This is a genomic window from Lysobacter sp. BMK333-48F3 (assembly GCF_019733395.1).
Lineage (GTDB): Bacteria > Pseudomonadota > Gammaproteobacteria > Xanthomonadales > Xanthomonadaceae > Lysobacter.
Map to the genome: position 1 here is coordinate 2,234,395 of NZ_JAIHOO010000001.1, position 20,181 is coordinate 2,254,575.

The window sequence follows — 20,181 nt, forward strand, 5'->3', positions numbered from 1 at the left end:
ACCCCCTGCGTCCCTGTCGATAGCGCGATGAAACCGTTCTGGACTTGCCTGCTGGCGCTCGCTGTCGCCGTCTGCGGACCGGGATGGGCGGGCGAGGCCCAGGCCGTGGATCCGGCGCGCGCCGGCCGCTTCCACGTCGCCGGCTTCGGCCGGGTCGCGTTCGACCCGGACCGTTTCGGTTTCGCCTTCGTCGTGGTCAGCGCCGCAGCCGAACCGGGCGCGGCGCGCGAGCGGCACGAGCGAGACCTGGCCCAGGTGCGCGCGGCGATCGACGCGCAGCGCGCCGAGCTGGACGAAACCGGCGCCGACGCGACCGGACTGCAGCGGCGCGACGATGCCGCGGCGACCCGCTACCGCTACCAAACCCGCTTCGTCCTGCGCCTGCGCAGCCGCGAGGCCCTGATGCGCCTGCAGCAACGCCTGGCCGAACTGGGCGTCGAGGAACTCGATCGGGTGCAGCCGCTGTCGCAACGCCTGCCCGAATACGCCGAACAGGCGCGCCGGCTGGCCATGCAGGATGCGCAGCGCAAGGCCGAAACCCTGGCCGCGGCCGCGGGTTGGCGCCTGCTCGGCCCGGTCGCGGTGCGGATCGAAAACGACCGGCCGTGGTGGACGCCGCCACCGCCGACCGCGCCCCAGTACGGCGCGCGCGCCTACAACTACGCCGCCGAGGCGCCCGCGCGCGGCAGCGAAACGACCGCGCAGGTCGATGTCGAATACGCCTACGCGCGCTGATCCGCGGCGCCCCGCCCGGCTTGCGTCCGCGGCGCGTGTTGCCGCCGCGGCGCGGCCGATCCGTTGCCGCGCAAGGTTCTTAGCCGCGATGCGGCGGCGCGTGTAAATCCGCGGGCCGCGCCGGCATCGCATCGCCGCACCCGGCGTGGCGATCCGGCCGGGCTTGGGGCAGGATCGGACCTCGCGCCGCCGCGCCGGAGCCCCGATGAATCTGCGAACCGTCCTGCTTGCCTGGAGTCTGTCGATGAGCTTTACCGCCATGCCCGCCGCTGCCGCCGCCCCGGCGACCGAATTGCTGGTCGGCTGCTACACCGGCCCGCAGTGCCGCGGCATCGGCCGCTATCGCTTCGACACGCAAAGCGGACGGATCGAGCCGCAGCCGTTGGAAGTGATCGAAACCGACAATCCGTCCTGGCTGACCTTCTCCGCCGACGGCCGGCATCTGTTCGCGCTCAACGAGAACGGACCGGGCTCGGCCGACCCGGTCGGACGCGCCAGCAGTTACGCCCTGGCGCGCGGCAGCGCGCGTTCGCAGCGCCTGTCGCAGGCCAACAGCCTCGGCGACGAGCCCGCCCACGCCCGCGTCAGCCTCGACGGCCGGTATCTGTTCGTCGCCAATTACGCGGTCGAGGCCGCGCCTGGCGGCACCCTGGCGGTATTGCCGATCGACGGCGAAGGCCGCTTGCAGCCGGCGGTGCAGGTGATGACCCATCACGCCAGCGGCGCCGATCCGCAGCGGCAGGCGTCGACCCACGTGCATGCGGCGGTGCCGACGCCGGACGGACGCTACCTGCTCGCCGCCGACCTGGGCGCGGACAAGGTCTATGTCTACCGCTACGACCCCGCGCGCAGCGCCGAACGCCCGTTGCGCGCCGCGGCCACGCCGCACCTGGCCTTGCCGCCCGGCACCGGCCCGCGCCACCTGCTGTTCGACGCATCCGGGCGGCACGCCTATCTGAGCCTGGAAATGAGCGGCGAGATCGCGGTGCTGGCGCGCGACGAGGATCGTTTGACGATCGTGCAGACCCTGGCGCTGGATCCGGGCCGGCGCCAGGGCAACGCCGCCGCGGCCCTGCATCTGTCGGCCGACGGCCGTTATCTCTACGCCAGCAACCGCGGCGAAGACAACCACATCGCCGTCTACGCGGTCGACGCCGCCAGCGGCCGGCTCAGCGCCCTGCAACGCCGCAGCAGCGAAGGCCGCGGCCCGCGCGAGTTCGCCCTGGCCCCGGACGGCCGCCATCTGGTGGTGGCGAACCAGCACAGCGGCTCGCTGGTGGTGATCGCCCGCGATCCCGACACCGGCCTGCTCGGCGCCACGGTGCAGACCTTGCCGGCGGTCGCGCCGTCGGATGTGAAGTTCGTGCCTTGAGGCGGGGATGGGGATTTGCGAACCGTCGTTTGTGTGGTGTCGCTGGCGATAAGTAAGCGACTACGGCCAACGATCAGGTCGGCAATGCTGTTCCCCCCTTTGAAAAAGGGGGGGTAGGGGGGATTTAGCTTTTGCGGTTGCTCGAACGTCGTCGGCTGCGTAGTCAAAAGCAAATCCCCCCTGGCCCCCTTTTTCAAAGGGGGGAAGCGGTAGGAGGCTGGCGATAAGAGTTGGGGCGACTGATGGACGGGGTGGTTTCGTTCGAACGCCGAAGCCGAATCTCCAATCCCCAATCTCCAATCCCCAATCCCCAATCCCGCGTCGCAGTTTCCGAATCGCCGCGTCGCATGTGCTTCGCACCTCGACGAGTTCTCGTTTCGGCGCATCGATCGCGACGCAATGTGGCCGGGTTCGCGAAACCGTGCGCTCGGGGCTTGGACCGGGCGCGGGCTTGGCCGACACTGCCGGCCCCCATTCGCGAGCCAGGCATGCAGCGCCGCACGCCGCCGGGGAGCGACCGGCGCTCGTCGTCTTCCGCCCGGCCTTCCACTGTCGCCCTCGTTGCGCCGGCTCGTCCGGTCCGTCATGACGCGTCGCCGGAGGCGGCGGGCGTGGCGCAGGCGGCCCGCCACGGGCCGATCGGCGCCGGTGCGCGGGTGTTCGCGGCGTTGTTGGCGTTGATCTGCGGCAGCACCGCGCTGTGGGGCATGGCCAATCTGCTCGCCACCGCGCTGACCGGCGTGGTGCGCCTGCGCCGGGCCTCGTTCGTGTTCGCCGAGCAGCCGGCGCGCTTCGCCATGGAGGTCGGCGCGCAGGCGCTGGTGTCGCTGCTGTGCGCGGGCATCGCCTGCGCGGCGGTGCGGATCGCGCTAGGCCGCGACGATGGGCGCGCTGCGCCCGCGGCGACACGGCGCCGCTGGCGGCGCCCGCGTTGGACGATCCTGAGCCGGCATGCGCGCAAGAAGGCGCGGCGCGCGCGCTAGCCGGCGCGCGGCTCGATCGCGACACGACGCCGAAGCCCCTGGATGCCCGCCTGCGCGGGCATGACGGCTTGAGGGTTCGCGGCAAGCGCCGTGACCGACGGTCAGGGCGTCGATGCCCTCCAACGCAGGCCATGACGGGCGGATTCGAAACGGCTTGGGGTTCGCGGCAAGCGCCATGACCGACGGTCAGGGCGTCGATGCCTTCCAACGCAGGCCATGACGGACGGATTCGAAACAGCCTGGAGGTTCGCGGCAAGCGCCATGACCGACGGCCAGGGCTTCGACTCTTTCCATCGCGGACCGCCGGTCGAATTCGAAGCGCGGAGCTTCGCGGCGGGGACGCGGCGCACAGGCCGTTTAGCCCGATGCGGCGAGGCCCGGCATGGCCGGGTCTCGTCGCGTGTCGCCGGCGGCACCTCAGCGAGGTGCGATGGCCAGGCTCAACCGGCGTCGCGCAGCTTGATCGTGCCCGGCACCGCGCGGTTGCCCTGCTCGAACACCATCGCCAGCAGGTCCTCGGGGATCTGGCTGGTGTGGAAGTCGTTGCTCAGCACCGCGAACACTTCGTCCGGAGTCTTGGCCACCGCCAGATGCTCGGCGACGTTGGTGTTCCACGGCGTGATCCGGCCCGAATCCAGGTCGGCCAGGTGCTCCTGGCCGCCGACCGAGCCGACGTGGGCGCGGCTGCGGTCGCGCAGCTCCATCAACTGCGCGCTGGTGAACTCCAGTTGCACGTGCTGCTCGCCGTCGAAGTCCTTGTTCACCTGGTCGGGCTTGTAGGCGGCGTTGAGATAAGAGGTGAGGATCGGATTGAAATCGCTCAGCACGATCTTCCACTCGGTCTTGCTGTCGATCGGCTTGCCGTCGCTGCCGACCTGGAACTGCACGTCGCTGGTCATGCCGTCGGCCGAGGTGTAGGTGTTCTGCTGATCGACCGTGCCGTCCTGCCAGACGTTGCGGGTGATGGTCAGTTGGCTGTTGCCGCCGGTCTGCCACGACAGCGGGCCCAGGTCGATGCCCAGGCGGGTGGCGTGCTCGGCGTTGAGCACCTCGCTGGTGCCCGAGCGCTGCACGCCGGGCGGGTTCCAGTCCGGCACGCGGCCGCCGTTCATGAAGTTCTGGTAGGCCTGCTGGCCTTCCGGCGTGGCCAGGTCGATGCGCGCGGTGCTCAGCGAGCGGTTTTCCATACTGGTGTCGACGCTGACCCCGATCGCCGCGGTGCCGGCGCGGCCGAGGCCGAAGAAGGTCGCGTTCTCCACGGTCTGGATCGGACCGGCGTAGACCTCGACCACCGAGCCTTCGAGCTTGCGCACGCCGAAGCCGGCGCCGTCGAGCTCGGTGTGGTTGCCGGCCAGGGTGAAGGCCTTGTAGTTGATCGCGAAGTCCGAGCCCTGCAGGTCCTGGCCGCGCATCAGCACCGAGGTGCCGGTGGGCATGCCGAGCGGATCCAGCGGGTTGGGCATGCCGCTCATGTCGCCGTTGGCGAGCTTGGTGCCTTGCTGCGTGGTCACCGTCGCTTCGTAGCTCAGGCGGCTGCCTTCGAATTCGGTGTAATGGCCGGAGATCGGCAGCCCCTTGACCACGTTCTTCAGCAGCGGCGAGCCTTCGATCAGCTCCTTGGCTTCGGGCGAGACCTGGCGCAGCAGGGTGGCGGCCTGGTAGAGCTTGTTCAGCGGCGTCTTGCCGACGTCGACGCCGGCCTCGCTCTGCAACTGCACCGAGGTCTTGAACTGCTGGGTCTGCTGGAAGTCGACGCCGGTCTGCACGTCGGACAGTTCGACCTTGCCCTCGAAGCTGAAGCCCGCCTCGGCGCGCACCGGTATGAACGACGGCGTGCCGATGCCGGCGAGCGGCGCGTTGTAGGTGACCTGGGTGCCGGGATTGATCGCGTAGGCGACCAGGTCCTGCGGCATCGCGCCGAGCAGTTCGTAACCGGCCGCGATCTGCTGCGGGGTCGGGTTGGCCGGCAGCTCCACGCCGAAGGTCTTGAGCGCGTCGCGCGCGGTGTCGATCGGCAGATTGGTGACCGCTTCGGGATTGGTCCGGGTCGAAGGATCGTTGCGCAGGTAGGCCGGCACTTCGGTCGGCTTGTCGGTGGCTTCGCCGACGATGCGCTTGAGTTCCTTGACGTAGGGATTGTTGTTGAACGCGTCGCGCGCCTCGCCGTATTCGTAGCTCGCGGTCGCGCCGTTGAGGCCGCTGTCGCGGTAGTCCTCCCACTTCGGCTCGAAGCGGTCCAGCGCGGCCTGCGCTTCCTCGCGCCGGGTGGTGGTGAACTGGGTCACCCGCGGCTGGTAGACCGACTGATACACCGGCGACGGCATGCCGTTGAGGTCGTCGGTCTTGGGCAGGGGCAGGTCGTTGATCGAGGCCACCGCCTGCTCCGGCGTTTTCGCCTCGGCCGGCTTCAGCGCCGGCGGGGTCTCGGTGCCGGGCGCGCTGGCCGGCGCCGCGGGCTCGCTCTGCACGGCCTCCTGGCGCGCGACCGAGTCGCGGATCGCCTGCTGGTCTTCCGGCGGCAGGCGATTGAACGTCTGCCAGCTGACTCCGCCGATTCCTCCACTCATGCCTCTCTCCCCAGTCGCTACGGCAACGGATGTGCCTAAACCGCGACACGCTATCCAATGTCACAAATCGGCAACATTAGGGTTTACCCCAGGTGCTGCGCACCGTTGCGCTCGGCGTTTTCGCGCATTTCCCCGCGGCGCGCCTGCGGCGCTGCATCGCGTCCATACGGCCGGGGCGGCCGGCGTTTTGCAGCCTTCCGCCGCCGCGCTCAATTCACGAGTGATCGCAGTCGCGGAACGCGACATTGCTACCTCACGACCCATCGCGCAGCACTTGCCGGTCAGGCAAATGCAGTACAAGGGCGGCGCGGGAATTTTTAATTCTCTTGGGGATAAATATCATGAACGAATATTCCGGTGGCCGTTCCGCTGTCGCGCGGCGCCCGCTCCACTCCGGCCTGAGCCTGGCCCTGGCCGCCCTGATCGCCGCCGTCGCCGCGCCGGCGCTGGCCCAGTCGAGGCCGCAGGCCGCGGGCGAAGACCGCGCCCTGGCCCAGCGCCTGCAGGTCGAGGAATCCCTGGCCCGGGTCGATCGCGCCCTGTACGCGAACTACTTCCGCCAGGCCTACGCGCGCTATCCGTCGATTCCGCGCGGCACCCTGGAATCGGTGGCCTACGTGATGAGCCGCTGGCAGCACCTGCAGCCGCAGACCGCCGGCTACGGCGAGCAGCACCAGCACATGCCGCAGTCCTATGGCGTGATGGGCCTGTACCGCGGCGAAGGCTTCGCCGACCAGATCGGCGAGGGCGCGCGCCTGCTCGGCGTGCCGGCCGCGCGCGTGCAGCGCGACCCGGCGAGCAACATCCTCGCCGCCGCGGCCCTGCTCGATCGCGAACTGCGCGCCGACGGCCTGCGCGCCGACGCGCCGGTCGAAGCCACCCGCGCCGCGCTGGAACGTTACGCCGGCTTCGCCCACGGCGGCGTCGCGGCCAAGAGCGCGATCCAGGACCACGCCCGCTCCAGCTTCGCCTTCGACGTCCTGCTGGCGCAGGACAAGGGCGTCAACGACCGCGGCATCGTCGTGCCGGCGCGCGCGGTCGCCTGGGAACGCGCCTTCGACGCGCGCAAGCTGGTCCAACTGCGCGCGCCGTTCGTGCGCCTGGACGTGGCCAACGACAAGGTCGAGGCGGTCGGCGCGGCCGCGCCGAGCTACGCCATCGACCCGCGCAGCGAAACCCTGACCGCGCCGGCGGCGGCCAACTTCGACACCAAGAGCACCGACTACGGCCCGGCGCTGTGGGTGGCTTCGCCCTACCACTCCGACCGCACCTCGTACGACTCGGTCACCATCCACACCATGCAGGGCTACTACGCCGGCAGCATCTCCTGGTTCCAGAACAACCCCTACAGCGTCAGCGCGCACTACCTGATCCGCAGCTCCGACGGCCAGATCACCCAGATGGTGCGCGAGAGCCGCGCCGCCCATCACGTCGGCGTGCACAACAAGACCACCCTGGGCATCGAGCACGAAGGCTTCGTCAACAACGCCAGCTGGTACACCGCGGCGATGTACAACGCCTCGGCCGCGCTGACCCGGCACTTCTGCGCCCGCTACAGCGCGATCAGCTGCGCCAGCGCCTACAAGGGCCCGGCCGGCAGCGGCATCAACGTGCTGCCGACCAGCGTCAAGGTGAAGGGCCACCAGCACTACAGCAGCCAGACCCACACCGACCCGGGCATCAACTGGGATTGGGCGCGCTACTACAACCTGCTCAATCCGGGCAGCGGCACCGGCAGCGTGATCGACAGCTTCGAAAGCTCGGTCGGCCACTTCGACACCGGGCCGGCCTACTCGGGAAGCACCACCGGCATCTCTTCGGCCTCGCTGGCCGAGCGCAACTGCACCACGCGCAAGAACGGCGAGTGCTCGCTGCGGGTGCTGTTGAAGGACGACACCGCCACCGCGTCGGATTGGGCGGTGCGCCTGCTCTCGGCCAGCGGCACGCCGGCCAGCAACGCCGCGCTCAACCGCAGCAACGGCAAGGTCGGGTTCTGGGTCTACACCGGCGCCACCGGCCTGAGCGCGGCGCTCGGCGTCGACGACAGCGACGGCACCGAGCGTTCGGTCAGCCGCGCGATTCCGGCCAACGCCTGGACCTACCTGGAGTGGCGCCTGGACGACGCCGCGCAATGGGACGCCTGGGTCGGCGGCGCCGACGGCGCGATCACCGCCTCGACGGTGAAGCTCGACGCGGTGTGGTTCTACCGCGACCAGACCGCGTACGACGTCAACGTCTATCTGGACGACGTCCAGGTCAAGTACTGATCGGCGCGTCGCGCAGGCCGGCCTCCCGCACCCGGCCTGCGCGCGCCCGGTCGCCTTGGCGCGCTCCGCGCTCCGCATCGCGTTTCCCATCGCCCGACCATGACGCGCCGCCTGCGGCGCACAGGGGGAATTCATGTCCGACAATCCGCACAGCGGCCGGCCGCGCGCGTCCGCGCGGCGCGTGCCGGCCTGGCCGGCGCCGCTGGCCTTGCTGCTGGCCGGCGCGGTCTTCGCTCATTGGCTGACCCGCCCGTCCGCGCCGCCGTCCGCGCCGGCCGGCGCATCCGGCCTCGCCGCCGATGCCGCGCCGTTGCGTCGTCCGCTCGATATCCGCGTGCGCGACGCGGTCACCGGCCGCGCTCTGGCCGCGCAACTACGGCTGGAGCGCGACGGCGCGCGCGCGCTCGAACTGAACGCCGGTACGCGAGGCGGGCGGGTCGCCAGCCTTTCCGCCGGCGATTACCGCTTGACCGTCGCCGCACCCGGCCACGAGGCCCTGAGCCTGCCGCTGCGCGTCGACGCCGCGCCGAGCCTGCCGACCACGGTCTGGCTGTCGCCGTCGACCCCGTCCGAGGCCTTGGACCTGCTGGCCTTGAAGGCCGCCGCCTGCGCCGATTGCGCGGTGTTCAGCGGCCACGTCTACGACCGAGCCAGCGGCGCGCCGGTGGCCGGCGCGCGCGTGCGCAGCAGCCAGGGCGAGCAGGCGCTGACCGACGCGAGCGGCTATTTCGAACTGCAGGCGCGCCTGCCGCAGGCGCAGAGCGCCGATCGCGAGGCCTTGCCGGCGGAAATCGAATTGCGCGTCGCCGGCGCCGGCTACCGCAGCCAACGCCTGAGCGGCCTGCCGCTGCTCAACGACAGCCGCCACCTGATCGTCGACCTCGACGCCGGGGCCGGCGTGGCGGTGGTCGATCGCCGCCACGTGCAGGCGCGCGCGCGCGAAAGCGTCGACCGGCAGCGGCCGGTGTCGGCCGCCGACCAGGTCCGGATCGATAGCGATGCCGCGGCCCAGGCCGACGCCGCGCTGGACCCGGCCCGGCCCGCTTCGCGCGCGCTGGCGCAGCAGTTGGCGGCGCAGGCGGCGAGCGTGCCGGTGCCGAGCAGCATCCGCGTCGGCACCAATTGCTCCGGCCGTTCCTGCACCGGGGTGTCGGTGTACGCGTTCGAGGACTACGTCGGCCGCGGCCTCGACGAGGAGTGGATCCCGTCCTGGGACGCCGACTCGCTCGCCGCCGGCGCGGTCGCCTATCGCAGCTACGCGGCCTATTACGTCGCCCATCCGGTCAACAGCCGCTACGACATCTGCGCCAGCACCTCCTGCCAGGCGTTCAACGCCGACAGCGTCTCGGCCACCGTCGCCGCGGCCGCGGCCACCCGCGGCGTGCTGCTGACCCGCGACGGCCGCACCGCCGCCTTCAGCGAGTACTCGGCCGAGAACAACGCCTGGGACGATCCCTCCGACGGTCTGTCCTGCGTCAACAACGACCTCAGCTGCGGCAACGGCCGCAACGGTTCGCCGCGCAACAACTGGCCCTGCCTCAGCGACGAAGTCGGGCGCAATCGCGGCTGCTTCGGCCACGGCCGCGGCATGAGCCAGTGGGGCACCCAGCGCTGGGCCGCCAACCAGGGCCGCGACTGGCGCTGGATCGCCAATCACTACTTCAACGGCAACAACCAGCCCGGCGGCATGCGCAACGCCTTCCTCGCCAACGACGGCGGGGTCGGCGGCGGCGCGGTGGTGATGGACGGCTTCGAGAGCGGCGTCGGTCGCTTCGCCAGCGCGCCGACCCTGTCCGGCAGCACGGTCGGCATCTCCACCGCCTCGCTGGCCCAGCAGGACTGCGGCACGCGCAAGAACGGCAACTGCTCGCTGCGCGTGCTGCTGAAGGACGACCCGGCGGTGAGCACGGCCTGGGCGGTGCGGCTGTTGTCCGGCGGCGGTGCGCCGGCCAACAACCTGGAACTGGTGACCGCGCGCGGCCGGGTCGGCTTCTGGGTCTACACCGGCGCCAGCGGCGTGACCGCCTCGCTGAGCATCGACGACAGCGACGGCACCGAGCGCGCGGTCGCGCGCGCGATCCCGACCGGGCAATGGACCTGGCTGGAGTGGGCGCTGGACGACCCGGCGCAGTGGAACGCCTGGGCCGGCGCCAGCAACGGCAGCATCGACGCCGCCAGCGTGCGCCTGGACGCGGTCTGGTTCCTGCGCGAACAGACCAGCTACGACGTGAACCTCTATCTGGACGACGTGCAGATCGTCCATTGATTTCCCCCCGTGTCGCGCCGTCGGCAACGGCGCGACCTCATCCTGGAGCATCCGCCATGCCTTGTTCCTTCCGTACCCGAACCGCCGCCGCGCTGTTCGCCTTCGCCGCCCTGTTCGGCACCGCGGCGCAGGCCGCACCGAACTTCCAGATGCCGTTCCCCTGCGGCCAAGTCTGGTCGGGCCAGACCCGCACCAACCACAACCCGGTCAACTCGGTCGACTTCAACCGCACCAACGACGAAGGCGACCCGGTGGTCGCCGCCGCCGCCGGCACCGTCACGGTCGTGCGCAACCTCGGCAGCACCAGCTACGGCAAGTACGTGGTGGTCGACCACGGCGGCGGCTGGACCACGCTGTACGCCCACCTCAACGCGTTCTCGGTCTCGGTCGGCCAGAGCGTGGCGATGGGCCGCCAGATCGGCACCGTCGGCAACACCGGCGGCTCCACCGGCGCCCACCTGCACTTCGAAGAACGCCTCAACGGCAGCGCGCAGCGGATCGTGTTCAACGGCAGCCAGATCCTCTACTACGGCACCAACAGCTACACCAGCCGCAACTCCTGCGGCAGCAGCAGCGGCAACGGCCAGGTCAACACCAACGGCACCCCGCTCAACGTGCGCTCCGGCCCGGGCACCTCGTACTCGATCGTCGGCAGCCTCGCCGACGGTACCAGCGTGACCATCCAGTGCCAGACCACCGGTAGCTCGGTCACCGGCACCTACGGCACCAGCAACATCTGGAACCGGATCGGCAGCGGCCGTTTCATTCCGGACGCCTACACCTACACCGGTTCGGACGGCCGCGTCGCGCCGCCGTGCTGACCGGCTGAGTTTTGCGTTTTCGCCGGCCGTTCCGCCGGTCGGCGTACGCTGCGGTGTCCCCCCGACGCCGCAGCGTATTCTTTTTGCCGAACGCCCCGCGCCGCTAAGCTTCGCCAGTCCCGAATCCCGAATCCCCCGTCGTCCGATGAAACCCGCCTCCGTCGTGTTGATTGCACTCGCCTCGGCCGCGCTCGGCGCCGTGCTGGGCGGCGCCTACGTGGCGCGGCGCGACGGCGCTGCCGCGCCTGCGACGCCGGACACCGCCGCCGCCGCCGCGTCGCGAGCGACGACACCCGCGCACGATGCTTCCGCGGCGCTGCCGGACTACGTTTCGATCGGCAGCGAGCGGGTCAGTTTCGAAGCCCTGCGCCGCCGCGCCGCGTCCGACCCGGCCTTCCTGCGCGGCCTGATGCAGCGCTATCGCGACCAGACCGAGCCGGTCGCGCGCGGCGAACTGCTGGCCCTGCTCAACGCCGTATCCGGCGAGGAGGTGCTGCGCTTCGCCCTGTCGCTGACGGCGAGCACGCGCGCCGAAGACGAACGCGACGGGCTGGCCCTGCTCGCCGCCTATCCGATGGACCGCGCCGAAGTGCGCGACACCTTGTTGGCCAAGCTCGGCCAGGGCGGCGACCCGCAACGCATGGGCGAACTGGTGGCGATGCTGACCCCGGCGACCATGGCCAGCGAGGACGCCGCGCCGGTGATCGCCGAACTGGCGACGCTGGCGCGCCACCCCGATCCGGCCCTGCGCGCGCAGGCGGTGCTGCAACTGGCGCAATGGGACGATGGCGAACAGGCCGAGGACCTGCTGCACCGCGCGATCCTGGACTCTTCCGCCGAGGTGCGGGCCAAGGCCATCGCCGGCATCCAGGGCTCGCACATCCGCAGCGACCGGCTCAAGGAAGCCTTGTTGGCGATCGCCGCCGACCCGGCCTCCAGCGCCGCCGACCGCGGCGCGGCGACCTTCGCCCTGCAGCAGTTCCGGCTCAACCGCGCCGAGTACGGCATCTGGCGCCGCGCCCAGGCCCAGGCCGACGCCGACAGCGGCGAGGGCGGCTGAGCCGCGGCCTCGCGCGCGCCTGGCTGCGCGCGGACGGGGCGGGCCTAGCTGCGCACCGTAGGCGCGACGAAGCGATGCACCCAGTGTTCGCCGAACGAGGCGAGCAACTGGTCCAGATGACGCCGGTCGCGCCGGTCGAACACGTGTTCGCCGCGGGCGCCGGCTTGCAGCGGACGGTGCTCGACGTCGAAGCCGGCGCCGGCCTCGAAGCCGTGTTCGTCGCCGATCACCGCGCGGGCGCGGATCGCGCCCAGGGCCTCGAGCGCGTCCTCGCCCGGTTCGCCGCGGCGGTCCGCGCCGCGCTCGCCATGGATCAGGCCGCGCGCGGCGACGTCGCCGCCGGCCAGGATCCAGCCGCTGCTGTCGATATGGCCGGCGCGCACATGGCCGGTCACGACGATGCGCGAGGCCGGCCCGGCATCGCGCAGCACGCCGTGGACATTGAGGTTGCCGGCCACGACCAGGGCCGCGCCGACCGACAGGTCGCCCTCGACTTCCAGGTCGCCGACCAGGGCGCGCGGACTGTGGCCGTCGAGCGTCGCGCCCGCGCTGCGCACGCTGCGCGCCGGGGCCAGGCGCTGGGCCAGGTGGGCGGCGCCGAACAGGGTGCCGCAATGGCAGGGCGACAGGCGCCGGACCAGGGCGGCGAAGCTACCGCCCTGCGCCGCGGCGGCCTCGATCGCGCCGAAATCCGGGTCCGGCGAGACCGGCAGGGACGGGGCGCCGGCGCGGACCGCGGCGAAGTCGGCCGCGGTCGGCGGCGACAAGGGGGTGTCCAGTTCATGCAACGGCATCGGATCGTCCCTGGCTAATGTGCCAAGAAGTATGAATGTCGTTCAGCTGGGAAACCTTGAGCGAATCCGGCGATCGTCGGCCCATACCTGGACCTGCGGCACGAAATCGAACTAAATCAAGCAACTACGGGCGAGGGGGCGGCTCCGGCCAGGGCCGGAAGGGGCGCCGGGACCGGCCTCGGGGACTGTGAACCCGGCATCAGATTGCCGAAACGGCTGAACATCGATGCCCGGGGCCAATTGATTTTCGTCCTGGACACCACTACGGTGTGCGTGCTGAGTTCGTCAAGGGTCACCGTAGGTCGTGACCCGATGCCGTAGATCGCTGATCCACTCCATCGTTTCACCTGGCTTCCTCCTTGCAACCAGCTCAACGCCGCCTCGGCGGTATATCCATAGTTAAGTATGTTCAAGGAGTTAGCAAATGTCGGATCGTGAAGTCGGTACCGTCAAGTGGTTCAACGATGCCAAGGGCTTTGGCTTCATCAGCCGTGAGAGCGGCGATGACGTGTTCGTGCATTTCCGCGCGATCCAGGGCACCGGTTTCAAGAGCCTGCAGGAAGGCCAGAAGGTCTCCTTCGTCGTGACCCAGGGCCAGAAGGGCCTGCAGGCCGACCAGGTGCAGGCGCTCTGAACCTTAGGGTTCTGCGTTGACCTCGCCGCCGCGCCTTCGGGCGCAGCGGCCGCGAAAGCCCGGCGCAAGCCGGGCTTTTTCGTTTCCGGAGGCCTCCGGCCGGCGCCCGGCGTTCGCAATCGGGCGGCTGCGCGGCCGGCCGCGCCCCGCGCTTCCCAAGCCGCGCGCCAGCGCGCACCATCGGCGCGGCTTTTCCCGATTTCGACCCTGCCTGCGACCCGGCCATGAGCGCACCCGACAACGAATCCGATTACGAAGACGACGGCTACGATTTCGCCGACGACGACCGCGAGTTCGACGACGAAGCCCTGGTCTGGCAGTTGCTGCTGCTGATCAATCCCGGCGACGAGGACACCGCGCTGCAGCAGTTCGGCCGCTTCCGCGAGGCGCGCGAGGAGGGCGAAGCCGGCGACGTCGCCGACCTGGTGCAGGAGATCATCGACTGGACCTCGGGCTACTACGTCGACTGGAAAGACACCGAGACCTTCATCGACGCGATCGCCCAACTGGCCGCGCGCTGGAACCTGCGCGTGGACTGGGGCGTGGAAGACCCGGGCGACGAGGAATTCCTCGCCGGCACCGACGTGCCCGAACTGATGGCCCGCGCCTACGACCGCCTGCGCGAGCACGGCTACACCCTGTGGAACCGCGACACCGGCGGCGACGCCTACGCCGGCTGGATCGCCCTGCGCCGCGACGACGAGAACATGCAGGCGGTCTGCGCCGCCCTCGGCATCGACCTGCGCCCGGGCAGCGACGCGTTCTGAGCGTGGCCCTGCGTGCAGGCGGGGTAGCCGCGGCCTAAGCCGCGACCGCGCAATCGCGCCGCCCGGCGCAAACGCCGCAAGCCGCCGCCGAGGCTAAAGCCGAGCCAAAGCAAATCCCCCCTAGCCCCCCTTTTTCAAAGGGGGGAACAGCAGCGCTACGCGCAGAGCGACCAGCCTTACGGCCTTACGGATGAGAAGCGGCATTGCTGTGCCTTTCCCCCTTTGAAAAAGGGTGAGAGCGTGCGCTTGCGAACCGCAGGTTCGCGCACGATCGAACGCCAGCAGGCTGGGCCTGCTGGCCGGACGGGTAGGGGGGATTTGCTCTTGCTTCAAGCCAATCCCAGCCGCCGCGCTGCGGCCCACCCGCAGCGCGGCGGCCGCGTCAGCGGATCAGCAATCCGGTATCACCGCACCGCTGTTGTCGCGGGCCTCGTCGTTGCCCCAGCGGCTGAGGTAGTACGCCGACACCCAGGCTCCGGCCGGGCCGACGTCGAGGTCGGTCTTCAGCCAGTAGTGGTTGTAGCTGTCGCCGACCCGCACTTCCTGGCCCCAGGCCTTGCAGTACACGTAGTTCGTGCCCTTGTAGAGCGTGCCCAACGGGGTCAGCGTCGACGGCCACTTGTAGCCGGTGGCGTCGGCGAAGGTGTCGACCCAGTACTTGCCCGGGGTCGGCGTGCCGCCGCCGCCGTTGAGCAGGGTGTAGTAGCTGGTCCAGGGGAAATACTTGCCCGGGTCGTAGCGGTTCTGGTTCTGGCTCAGCATGCCGTGGCCCTTGATCCGCACGCTGTCCGGGACCAGGTGCCAGGTGTCGTAGCCGGGCCCGTTCCAGGCCGTGCGGCAGTCGATGCCGCGCCGCGCGCACAGGCTCTTGGTCAAACGCGCCGAAGCGTTGAGCATCGCGCTCGACCAGTTGGCCGCATCCGCGGCGCGGCCGTCGTGCTCGATGCCGACCGTGTAGTTGTTGTGGTACTTGGCATGCCAGGCCTGATGGTGCTCGCGCACCATCTGGGTGATCTGGCCGTCCGACTTGCGGATCAGGTAATGCGCCGACACCTGCGCGCTGGGGTTCTGGAACCAGGCGATCGAGCCGGCGTAGGAGCCTTCCATGGTGTGCAGGATCACCGCGCTCATGGCATTGCCGGCGGTGCTGTAGTTGCTCGAGCTGGCCGGGTTCCAGATCGCCTCGCCGAAGTCGACCGCCTTGACCGAGACGTCGCCGGACGGCGCGGCGCGAACCTCTTGCGACAGCTCGCGCGCGAACGCCTCGTCGACCCGCACGCTGCCGTCGCCGGCATCGATGCGCAGCGCCGGCGCGCGCAGCTTGCGCAGTTGTTCCGGCGCGAACGCGCGCTCCAGCCGCAGCGGTTGCGGCGCGATCCGCACGCCCTGCGCGTCGACGCCGCGCTGCAACGTGTCCAGCACCCCGTAAGCGAAGCTCTGCCGCGCGTAGGCGGCCAGGCCGTGGTCGGAGGCGCCGTAGCCGGCGTAACGCGCCAGCGCCGGAGCGAGATCTTCGCTGCGCGCCAAGGCGCGGCTGCGCGCGCCGCCCTGGCCGGCAGCGAGGGCGCGGTCGAGCAGGGCGGCAGCGGCGAGGATATTGCTCTGCGGATCGTCGATCACCTGCCGCGCGGTGCGCCCGATCAGGCGTGCGCCGTCGCCCACTTGATCGGCGAAACCGCCGCCGTGATAGAGGCCCATCACCCCGTAGGAACGCGGCATGTGCAGCTCGTGCGCGTCCTGTGCGGCGTCGGGCCGGACGTGGTTCCAGCCGGTTTCGGCGTAGGCGATGGCTTCCAGCGCGCCGGCGGGCAGGTTGGGATAGCGCGCATAGGCGCGGCGGAAGTACTCCGGATAGGCCGCGCGCTGGGCTTGCGCCAGCACCAGGGCCTGGGTGCGGTCGAGTTCGAAACGCAGGCTGTCGAGACTGGGCCGCTGCGCGGCGCCGGCCGCGCCGACGGCCAAACACAGTGCGCCGCCGATGCCGGCGGCGAGATGGTGCAGATGCATCGAACGATCTCCTTCGGAAGTCTGTATCCGTTGAAAGATGCGTATGGATCCCGTTCGATCATTGTCGTGCGCGCTCGCGGCGGCGACGTGACACGCTGCCGGAAACCGACCGCGTGCGCATTTGTAATCTGTGTCCTGGCTTCCAGTCCGACGCAGCGCAGAAGCGGCTGCGCGTCGATGCGTCGGATGAACGGGTGAGGTCGCGCTCTTACCAACTGTCCTCGAGCAGGCGCGGCTTGCACGCCAGGTAGGCGCCGAAACCCAGCACCAGCAGGCAGGCGGTCAGCATCGCGAACGGCCACCGCCAACCGTGGCTGAGGTCGTGCAGCCAGCCGAACAGCAGCGGGCCCAGGCAGCTGACGGTGTAGCCCAGGCCCTGCATGAAGCCCGACAGCGCCGCCGAACCGGCCGGCGTGCGCGTGCGCAGATTGATCAGGGTCAGCGCCAGCGGGAAGGTGCTCGGGCCAAGACCGATCAGCGCCACCCACAGATAGGTCAGCTGCATCGGCGCCAACAGCAGGCCGGCGAAACCGCCGAGGAAACACAGCAGGAAACCGATCACCAGCGGGAACGGATTGGCCATGCGCACCGCCAGCGACGGGATGCACAGCGCGCCGACCAGGCCCAGGGTGGAGAACAGCGCGACCATGCTGCCGCCCAGCGCCGCGCTGCCGCCGGCTTCGGTCAGCAGCTTGGGCAGCCAGGTGAACATCGAATAGGTGATCAGCGAGGTCATGCCGAACATCAGCGTCATGCCCCAGGCCACCGGCGAGCGCCACACCCGGCCGCGCGCGGCCGGTGCCGGCGGCGCGGCCAATTCCGGCGCCTCGTCGCCGGCGCGCACTGCGCGGTCGTGGGTGTCGGCCAGCGCGCGCGCCTGCGCCGAACTGCCGCGCCGCTCCATCCACAACACCGCCAGCCACGGCAGCGCGGCGGCCACCGCGACCAGCGACCACGAGCCCAGCGACACCCGCCACCCGGCCTGTTGCGCCAGCGGCACCGCGGCCAGCGCCGGCAGGATGGTGCCGAGCTGCAGCACGGTGATGTAAGCGGTGCTCAGCGTGCCGACACGGTCGGCGAAATAGCGTTTCACCAGCGGCGGCAACACCACGTTGCCGATGCCCATGCCGGCCAGCGCCACCGCCGAGGCGGCGAGCAAGGGCCAGGTGCCGCCGGCCAGGGCGCGCGCGAACAGACCGACCGCGGCCAGCGCCATCGCCAGCAAGGCCGCGCGTTCCAGGCCGATGCGGTGCGCCAGCGCCGGCGTGGCCACGCCGAAGGCGGCGAACGCCGCGGTCGGCACCATGCCGAACACGCCGGTCATGGTCGAGCCGAAACCGAATTCCTGTCCCAGCGCCTGCAGCAGCGGCGTCAGCGAAGTCACCGCGGTGCGCAGGGTGAACGCCGACAGCACGATGCCGGCCAGCACCCAGGCGCGGTCCTGCCACAGCGGGCGGGCGGTAGGGGCGGCGACGGAGACGGCGGAAGCGCTCATGCGGAATCGGACAGGCCAGGGCGCGCAGGTCGCGCGTAGCGGGAAAGGGCGGATCGGCGAACGCGCATGGCGCGGAGTCGCGAGTCCACAGTGTGGGCACCGCGCCGGGCGCGCGCCATAGCCGCAGCGGCAACGGTCAGTTGCGGCAAAGTCGGGTGAGGCCGGGGTGAAATCCGGTGCCGTCGCCGGACCCGATCGCGTCGCTTCGCGATGGCCGTGGAACGCATCGATCCGCGCATGCGCACCCGGTCGGATTGAACCTTTCCCGCCGCGGCCGCATGGTGGAAGTCTTCCCGACAGCGCCGAGCGCGGAGTTTTCGCATGAACCAGGCCGTTTCCCCGGCCCCGCGGATCAAGATCGACTTCGTCTCCGACGTGGTCTGCCCCTGGTGCGCGGTCGGGCTCAACGCATTGGAGCAGGCGATCGCGCGGGTCGGCGACCAGATCCAGGTCGAGCTGCACTTCCAGCCGTTCGAGCTCAATCCGCAGATGGCCGCCGAAGGCGAAGACATCGACCAGCACCTGGCGCACAAATACGGCTTGGGCCCGGAACAACTGGCCAGCAACCGCGAGGCCTTGCGCCAACGCGGCGCCGCGCTGGGATTCGAGTTCAACGCCCGCAACCGCATCTACAACACCTTCGACGCGCATCGTCTGCTGCATTGGGCCGGAACGTTCGGCGCGGACCGCGAACGCGCGCTCAAGCACGCCCTGCTCAAGGCCTACTTCACCGACGGCCAGGACGTGTCTTCGCCGGCGGTGCTGGCCGAGGTCGCCGCCTCGGTCGGGCTGGATGCGCAACGCGCGCGGCAAGTGCTGGACTCCGACGAGTACGCGGCGCAGGTTCGCGAGCAGGAACAGTTCTACCAAAGCCAGGGCATCCGCGCGGTGCCGTCGGTGATCCTCAACGACCGCCATCTGATCCAGGGCGGCCAACCGGTCGAGCAGTTCGAGGCCGCGTTGCGGCAGATCGCGGCGATGCCGCGCGAGGCCGGTTGAGCATGGGCGGGCGTCGGCAACGCGGATCGGCGCGTCGACGGCCCGCACCGATCGATGTGAACGCCGTCGCCGCGCGGCTTGTGCCGCGGCACGGCGCTGCGTAGCATCGGGACTGCGGCTTCAGGGCCGCAACTCCCCCTCGTTTGCCAGCCGGTTCATCGCCCGCCAGCCTTCTTTTTCGCGGTGGATGGATCGGCGCTGGCGCCTGCACGTGTCTGCGCCGGCTGCCACATTCCTGCCACGGGCGCGCGGGCATGCTGCGACTTCCTCGTCCAGGAGAGTCGCGATGGCATTCCGGTTCCCTTCCGTTGCCGCGGCCGCGATGGCCGCGATATGCGCAGTCGCTTCCGACCCCGCGCATGCCCTGTCCGCGCAATCCGCCGCCGACCGCGCCGCCCTGGCCCAGCGCTGGGCGCCGGTGCACTACCAAGACGTCGACCAGACCGGCGCACACGCGCTCGGCGGCGCGGCCGACTACATCGCCCGCTACGACTTCGACGGCGACCTGGATGCGCGCAACAACTGGGACCGCGCCGGCCAGGCCGCGTATCCGCTGGCCGCGCATGCCTATTACTCGGTGGTCGAGACCGCCACCCATTGGTACATCACCTACCTGTTCTTCCATCCGCGCGACTGGACCGACTCGTTCTTCGATACCGAACACGAGAACGACGCCGAAGGCGTGATGTTCGCGATCGCACGCGACGGTTCGACCTACGGCCGGCTCAAGGCCGCGGTCACCGTCGCCCACACCGACTTCTTCTCCTACGTTCCGGCCGGCAGCGACTGGACCGGCAACGCCGAGAACGTCGACGGCCCGCTGTCCTTCGCCAGCCATCAAGGCCTGCCGCATCCGGTCACCGCGCAGGAGGCCAAGGGCCACGGCCTCAAGGCCTGGCCGGCCTACGACATCCGCGGCGACGGCCTGATCTACTACCCCTCGTCGACCGCCGCCGAGGTGCCGTCCGGGCCGGACGACCGCAACGTGCAGTACAAGCTGGTCGATATCTTCGAACCGGGCGGAATGTGGGAGCAGCGCAACAACGCCGTCCTGTTCGCCGCCTACGGCAGCTTCGCCGGCAACAACAGCGGCGGTTGCGGCAGCGGCGCGATCGGCTGCACCGCGAATGCGGCCAACGCGCCCTGGGGCTGGGACGACAAGGACGACGGCCCCGGCCGCGGCGCGCTGGCGACCGATCCGGCGGCGTTGGCGGCGAATTACTTCCGCATTCCGGAGGCGAGCAGTCCGGTCTATACCTACAACCCTTATCGATGAGGGCAGCCGATGCCTGCGGGGTCTGGTCGCGTTAGCGGGTGCGAAGTGAATGTGTAGCCGAGTGTGCTGATTCGGCGAGCGCTTAATGTGTTTAGCGAATCCGTTTGCATGCCTCTTACTTGCGTGGCAAATTCCCTG

At 70.3% G+C, this 20,181-nt stretch carries 15 protein-coding genes; 11 read left to right on the plus strand and 4 right to left on the minus strand.

The genetic code is table 11. From position 1 onward, the window contains the following. Window positions 1-27 precede the first annotated feature (27 nt). The 3 genes from K4L06_RS09470 to K4L06_RS09480 all read left to right on the plus strand — a co-directional run bounded on the left by K4L06_RS09470 (window position 28) and on the right by K4L06_RS09480 (window position 3,090). On the plus strand, window positions 28-735 hold the full coding sequence (locus K4L06_RS09470) for an SIMPL domain-containing protein (protein WP_221671157.1): 708 nt from the start codon (window positions 28-30) through the stop codon (window positions 733-735). 205 nt (window positions 736-940) lie between these two features. Further along, the gene (locus K4L06_RS09475; protein WP_221671158.1) at window positions 941-2,107 is read left to right on the plus strand and encodes a lactonase family protein; all 1,167 of its coding nucleotides are present in this window, start codon (window positions 941-943) and stop codon (window positions 2,105-2,107) included. Window positions 2,108-2,718: 611 nt separating this feature from the next. Beyond that, complete coding sequence (locus K4L06_RS09480) at window positions 2,719-3,090, plus strand: hypothetical protein (protein ID WP_221671159.1); 372 nt, start codon at window positions 2,719-2,721, stop codon at window positions 3,088-3,090. 440 nt (window positions 3,091-3,530) lie between these two features. Here K4L06_RS09480 and K4L06_RS09485 read toward each other — a convergent pair whose 3' ends face one another. Continuing rightward, window positions 3,531-5,657, minus strand: coding sequence for a hypothetical protein (locus tag K4L06_RS09485; RefSeq protein ID WP_221671160.1), 2,127 nt, complete (start codon window positions 5,655-5,657; stop codon window positions 3,531-3,533). Between the two features lie 341 nt (window positions 5,658-5,998). Between K4L06_RS09485 and K4L06_RS09490 the strand changes: the two genes are divergently transcribed. The 4 genes from K4L06_RS09490 to K4L06_RS09505 all read left to right on the plus strand — a co-directional run bounded on the left by K4L06_RS09490 (window position 5,999) and on the right by K4L06_RS09505 (window position 12,071). Beyond that, window positions 5,999-7,924, plus strand: a complete 1,926-nt coding sequence (locus K4L06_RS09490) for a peptidoglycan recognition family protein (RefSeq protein ID WP_221671161.1) — start codon at window positions 5,999-6,001, stop codon at window positions 7,922-7,924. 133 nt (window positions 7,925-8,057) lie between these two features. Continuing rightward, window positions 8,058-10,190 (plus strand): SpoIID/LytB domain-containing protein, encoded by a 2,133-nt coding sequence (locus K4L06_RS09495; RefSeq protein WP_221671162.1) that lies wholly within the window; start codon window positions 8,058-8,060, stop codon window positions 10,188-10,190. 56 nt (window positions 10,191-10,246) lie between these two features. Further along, the gene (locus tag K4L06_RS09500) at window positions 10,247-11,011 is read left to right on the plus strand and encodes a M23 family metallopeptidase (protein WP_221671163.1); all 765 of its coding nucleotides are present in this window, start codon (window positions 10,247-10,249) and stop codon (window positions 11,009-11,011) included. A 145-nt stretch (window positions 11,012-11,156) separates the two neighbouring features. Then, complete coding sequence (locus K4L06_RS09505; protein WP_221671164.1) at window positions 11,157-12,071, plus strand: HEAT repeat domain-containing protein; 915 nt, start codon at window positions 11,157-11,159, stop codon at window positions 12,069-12,071. 44 nt (window positions 12,072-12,115) lie between these two features. Here the strand turns inward: K4L06_RS09505 and K4L06_RS09510 are convergent, their stop codons facing one another. Next, window positions 12,116-12,865 carry a hypothetical protein gene (locus K4L06_RS09510; protein ID WP_221671165.1) on the minus strand — a complete coding sequence of 250 codons (750 nt, stop codon included), beginning with the start codon at window positions 12,863-12,865 and terminating at the stop codon, window positions 12,116-12,118. Window positions 12,866-13,289: 424 nt separating this feature from the next. Here K4L06_RS09510 and K4L06_RS09515 point away from each other — a divergent pair, with 424 nt between their 5' ends. Together K4L06_RS09515 and K4L06_RS09520 are read left to right on the plus strand one after the other, a co-directional pair. Continuing rightward, window positions 13,290-13,499 (plus strand): cold-shock protein, encoded by a 210-nt coding sequence (locus tag K4L06_RS09515; protein WP_064747037.1) that lies wholly within the window; start codon window positions 13,290-13,292, stop codon window positions 13,497-13,499. A gap of 224 nt (window positions 13,500-13,723) precedes the next feature. Next, complete coding sequence (locus tag K4L06_RS09520) at window positions 13,724-14,266, plus strand: hypothetical protein (RefSeq protein ID WP_221671166.1); 543 nt, start codon at window positions 13,724-13,726, stop codon at window positions 14,264-14,266. A gap of 390 nt (window positions 14,267-14,656) precedes the next feature. Here K4L06_RS09520 and K4L06_RS09525 read toward each other — a convergent pair whose 3' ends face one another. Next, window positions 14,657-16,273, minus strand: coding sequence for a peptidoglycan recognition family protein (locus tag K4L06_RS09525; protein WP_221671167.1), 1,617 nt, complete (start codon window positions 16,271-16,273; stop codon window positions 14,657-14,659). 208 nt (window positions 16,274-16,481) lie between these two features. Then, complete coding sequence (locus K4L06_RS09530; protein WP_221671168.1) at window positions 16,482-17,768, minus strand: MFS transporter; 1,287 nt, start codon at window positions 17,766-17,768, stop codon at window positions 16,482-16,484. Window positions 17,769-18,089: 321 nt separating this feature from the next. On the opposite strand from K4L06_RS09530, the gene K4L06_RS09535 reads away from it, so the two are divergent. After that, window positions 18,090-18,767: a DsbA family oxidoreductase gene (locus K4L06_RS09535; protein ID WP_221671169.1), complete on the plus strand. Its 678-nt coding sequence runs from the start codon at window positions 18,090-18,092 to the stop codon at window positions 18,765-18,767. 286 nt (window positions 18,768-19,053) lie between these two features. After that, window positions 19,054-20,043, plus strand: coding sequence for a hypothetical protein (locus K4L06_RS09540; RefSeq protein ID WP_221671170.1), 990 nt, complete (start codon window positions 19,054-19,056; stop codon window positions 20,041-20,043). Window positions 20,044-20,181 lie beyond the last annotated feature (138 nt).

What these genes read in the sequence shown, in the direction of transcription:
- K4L06_RS09470 (WP_221671157.1), top strand. Translation starts at nt 28, where the DNA reads ATGAAACCGTTCTGGACTTGCCTGCTGGCGCTCGCTGTCGCCGTCTGC.
- K4L06_RS09475 (WP_221671158.1), top strand. Translation starts at nt 941, where the DNA reads ATGAATCTGCGAACCGTCCTGCTTGCCTGGAGTCTGTCGATGAGCTTT.
- K4L06_RS09485 (WP_221671160.1), bottom strand. Translation starts at nt 5,657, where the DNA reads ATGAGTGGAGGAATCGGCGGAGTCAGCTGGCAGACGTTCAATCGCCTG.
- K4L06_RS09490 (WP_221671161.1), top strand. Translation starts at nt 5,999, where the DNA reads ATGAACGAATATTCCGGTGGCCGTTCCGCTGTCGCGCGGCGCCCGCTC.
- K4L06_RS09495 (WP_221671162.1), top strand. Translation starts at nt 8,058, where the DNA reads ATGTCCGACAATCCGCACAGCGGCCGGCCGCGCGCGTCCGCGCGGCGC.
- K4L06_RS09500 (WP_221671163.1), top strand. Translation starts at nt 10,247, where the DNA reads ATGCCTTGTTCCTTCCGTACCCGAACCGCCGCCGCGCTGTTCGCCTTC.
- K4L06_RS09505 (WP_221671164.1), top strand. Translation starts at nt 11,157, where the DNA reads ATGAAACCCGCCTCCGTCGTGTTGATTGCACTCGCCTCGGCCGCGCTC.
- K4L06_RS09510 (WP_221671165.1), bottom strand. Translation starts at nt 12,865, where the DNA reads ATGCCGTTGCATGAACTGGACACCCCCTTGTCGCCGCCGACCGCGGCC.
- K4L06_RS09515 (WP_064747037.1), top strand. Translation starts at nt 13,290, where the DNA reads ATGTCGGATCGTGAAGTCGGTACCGTCAAGTGGTTCAACGATGCCAAG.
- K4L06_RS09520 (WP_221671166.1), top strand. Translation starts at nt 13,724, where the DNA reads ATGAGCGCACCCGACAACGAATCCGATTACGAAGACGACGGCTACGAT.
- K4L06_RS09525 (WP_221671167.1), bottom strand. Translation starts at nt 16,273, where the DNA reads ATGCATCTGCACCATCTCGCCGCCGGCATCGGCGGCGCACTGTGTTTG.
- K4L06_RS09530 (WP_221671168.1), bottom strand. Translation starts at nt 17,768, where the DNA reads ATGAGCGCTTCCGCCGTCTCCGTCGCCGCCCCTACCGCCCGCCCGCTG.
- K4L06_RS09535 (WP_221671169.1), top strand. Translation starts at nt 18,090, where the DNA reads ATGAACCAGGCCGTTTCCCCGGCCCCGCGGATCAAGATCGACTTCGTC.
- K4L06_RS09540 (WP_221671170.1), top strand. Translation starts at nt 19,054, where the DNA reads ATGGCATTCCGGTTCCCTTCCGTTGCCGCGGCCGCGATGGCCGCGATA.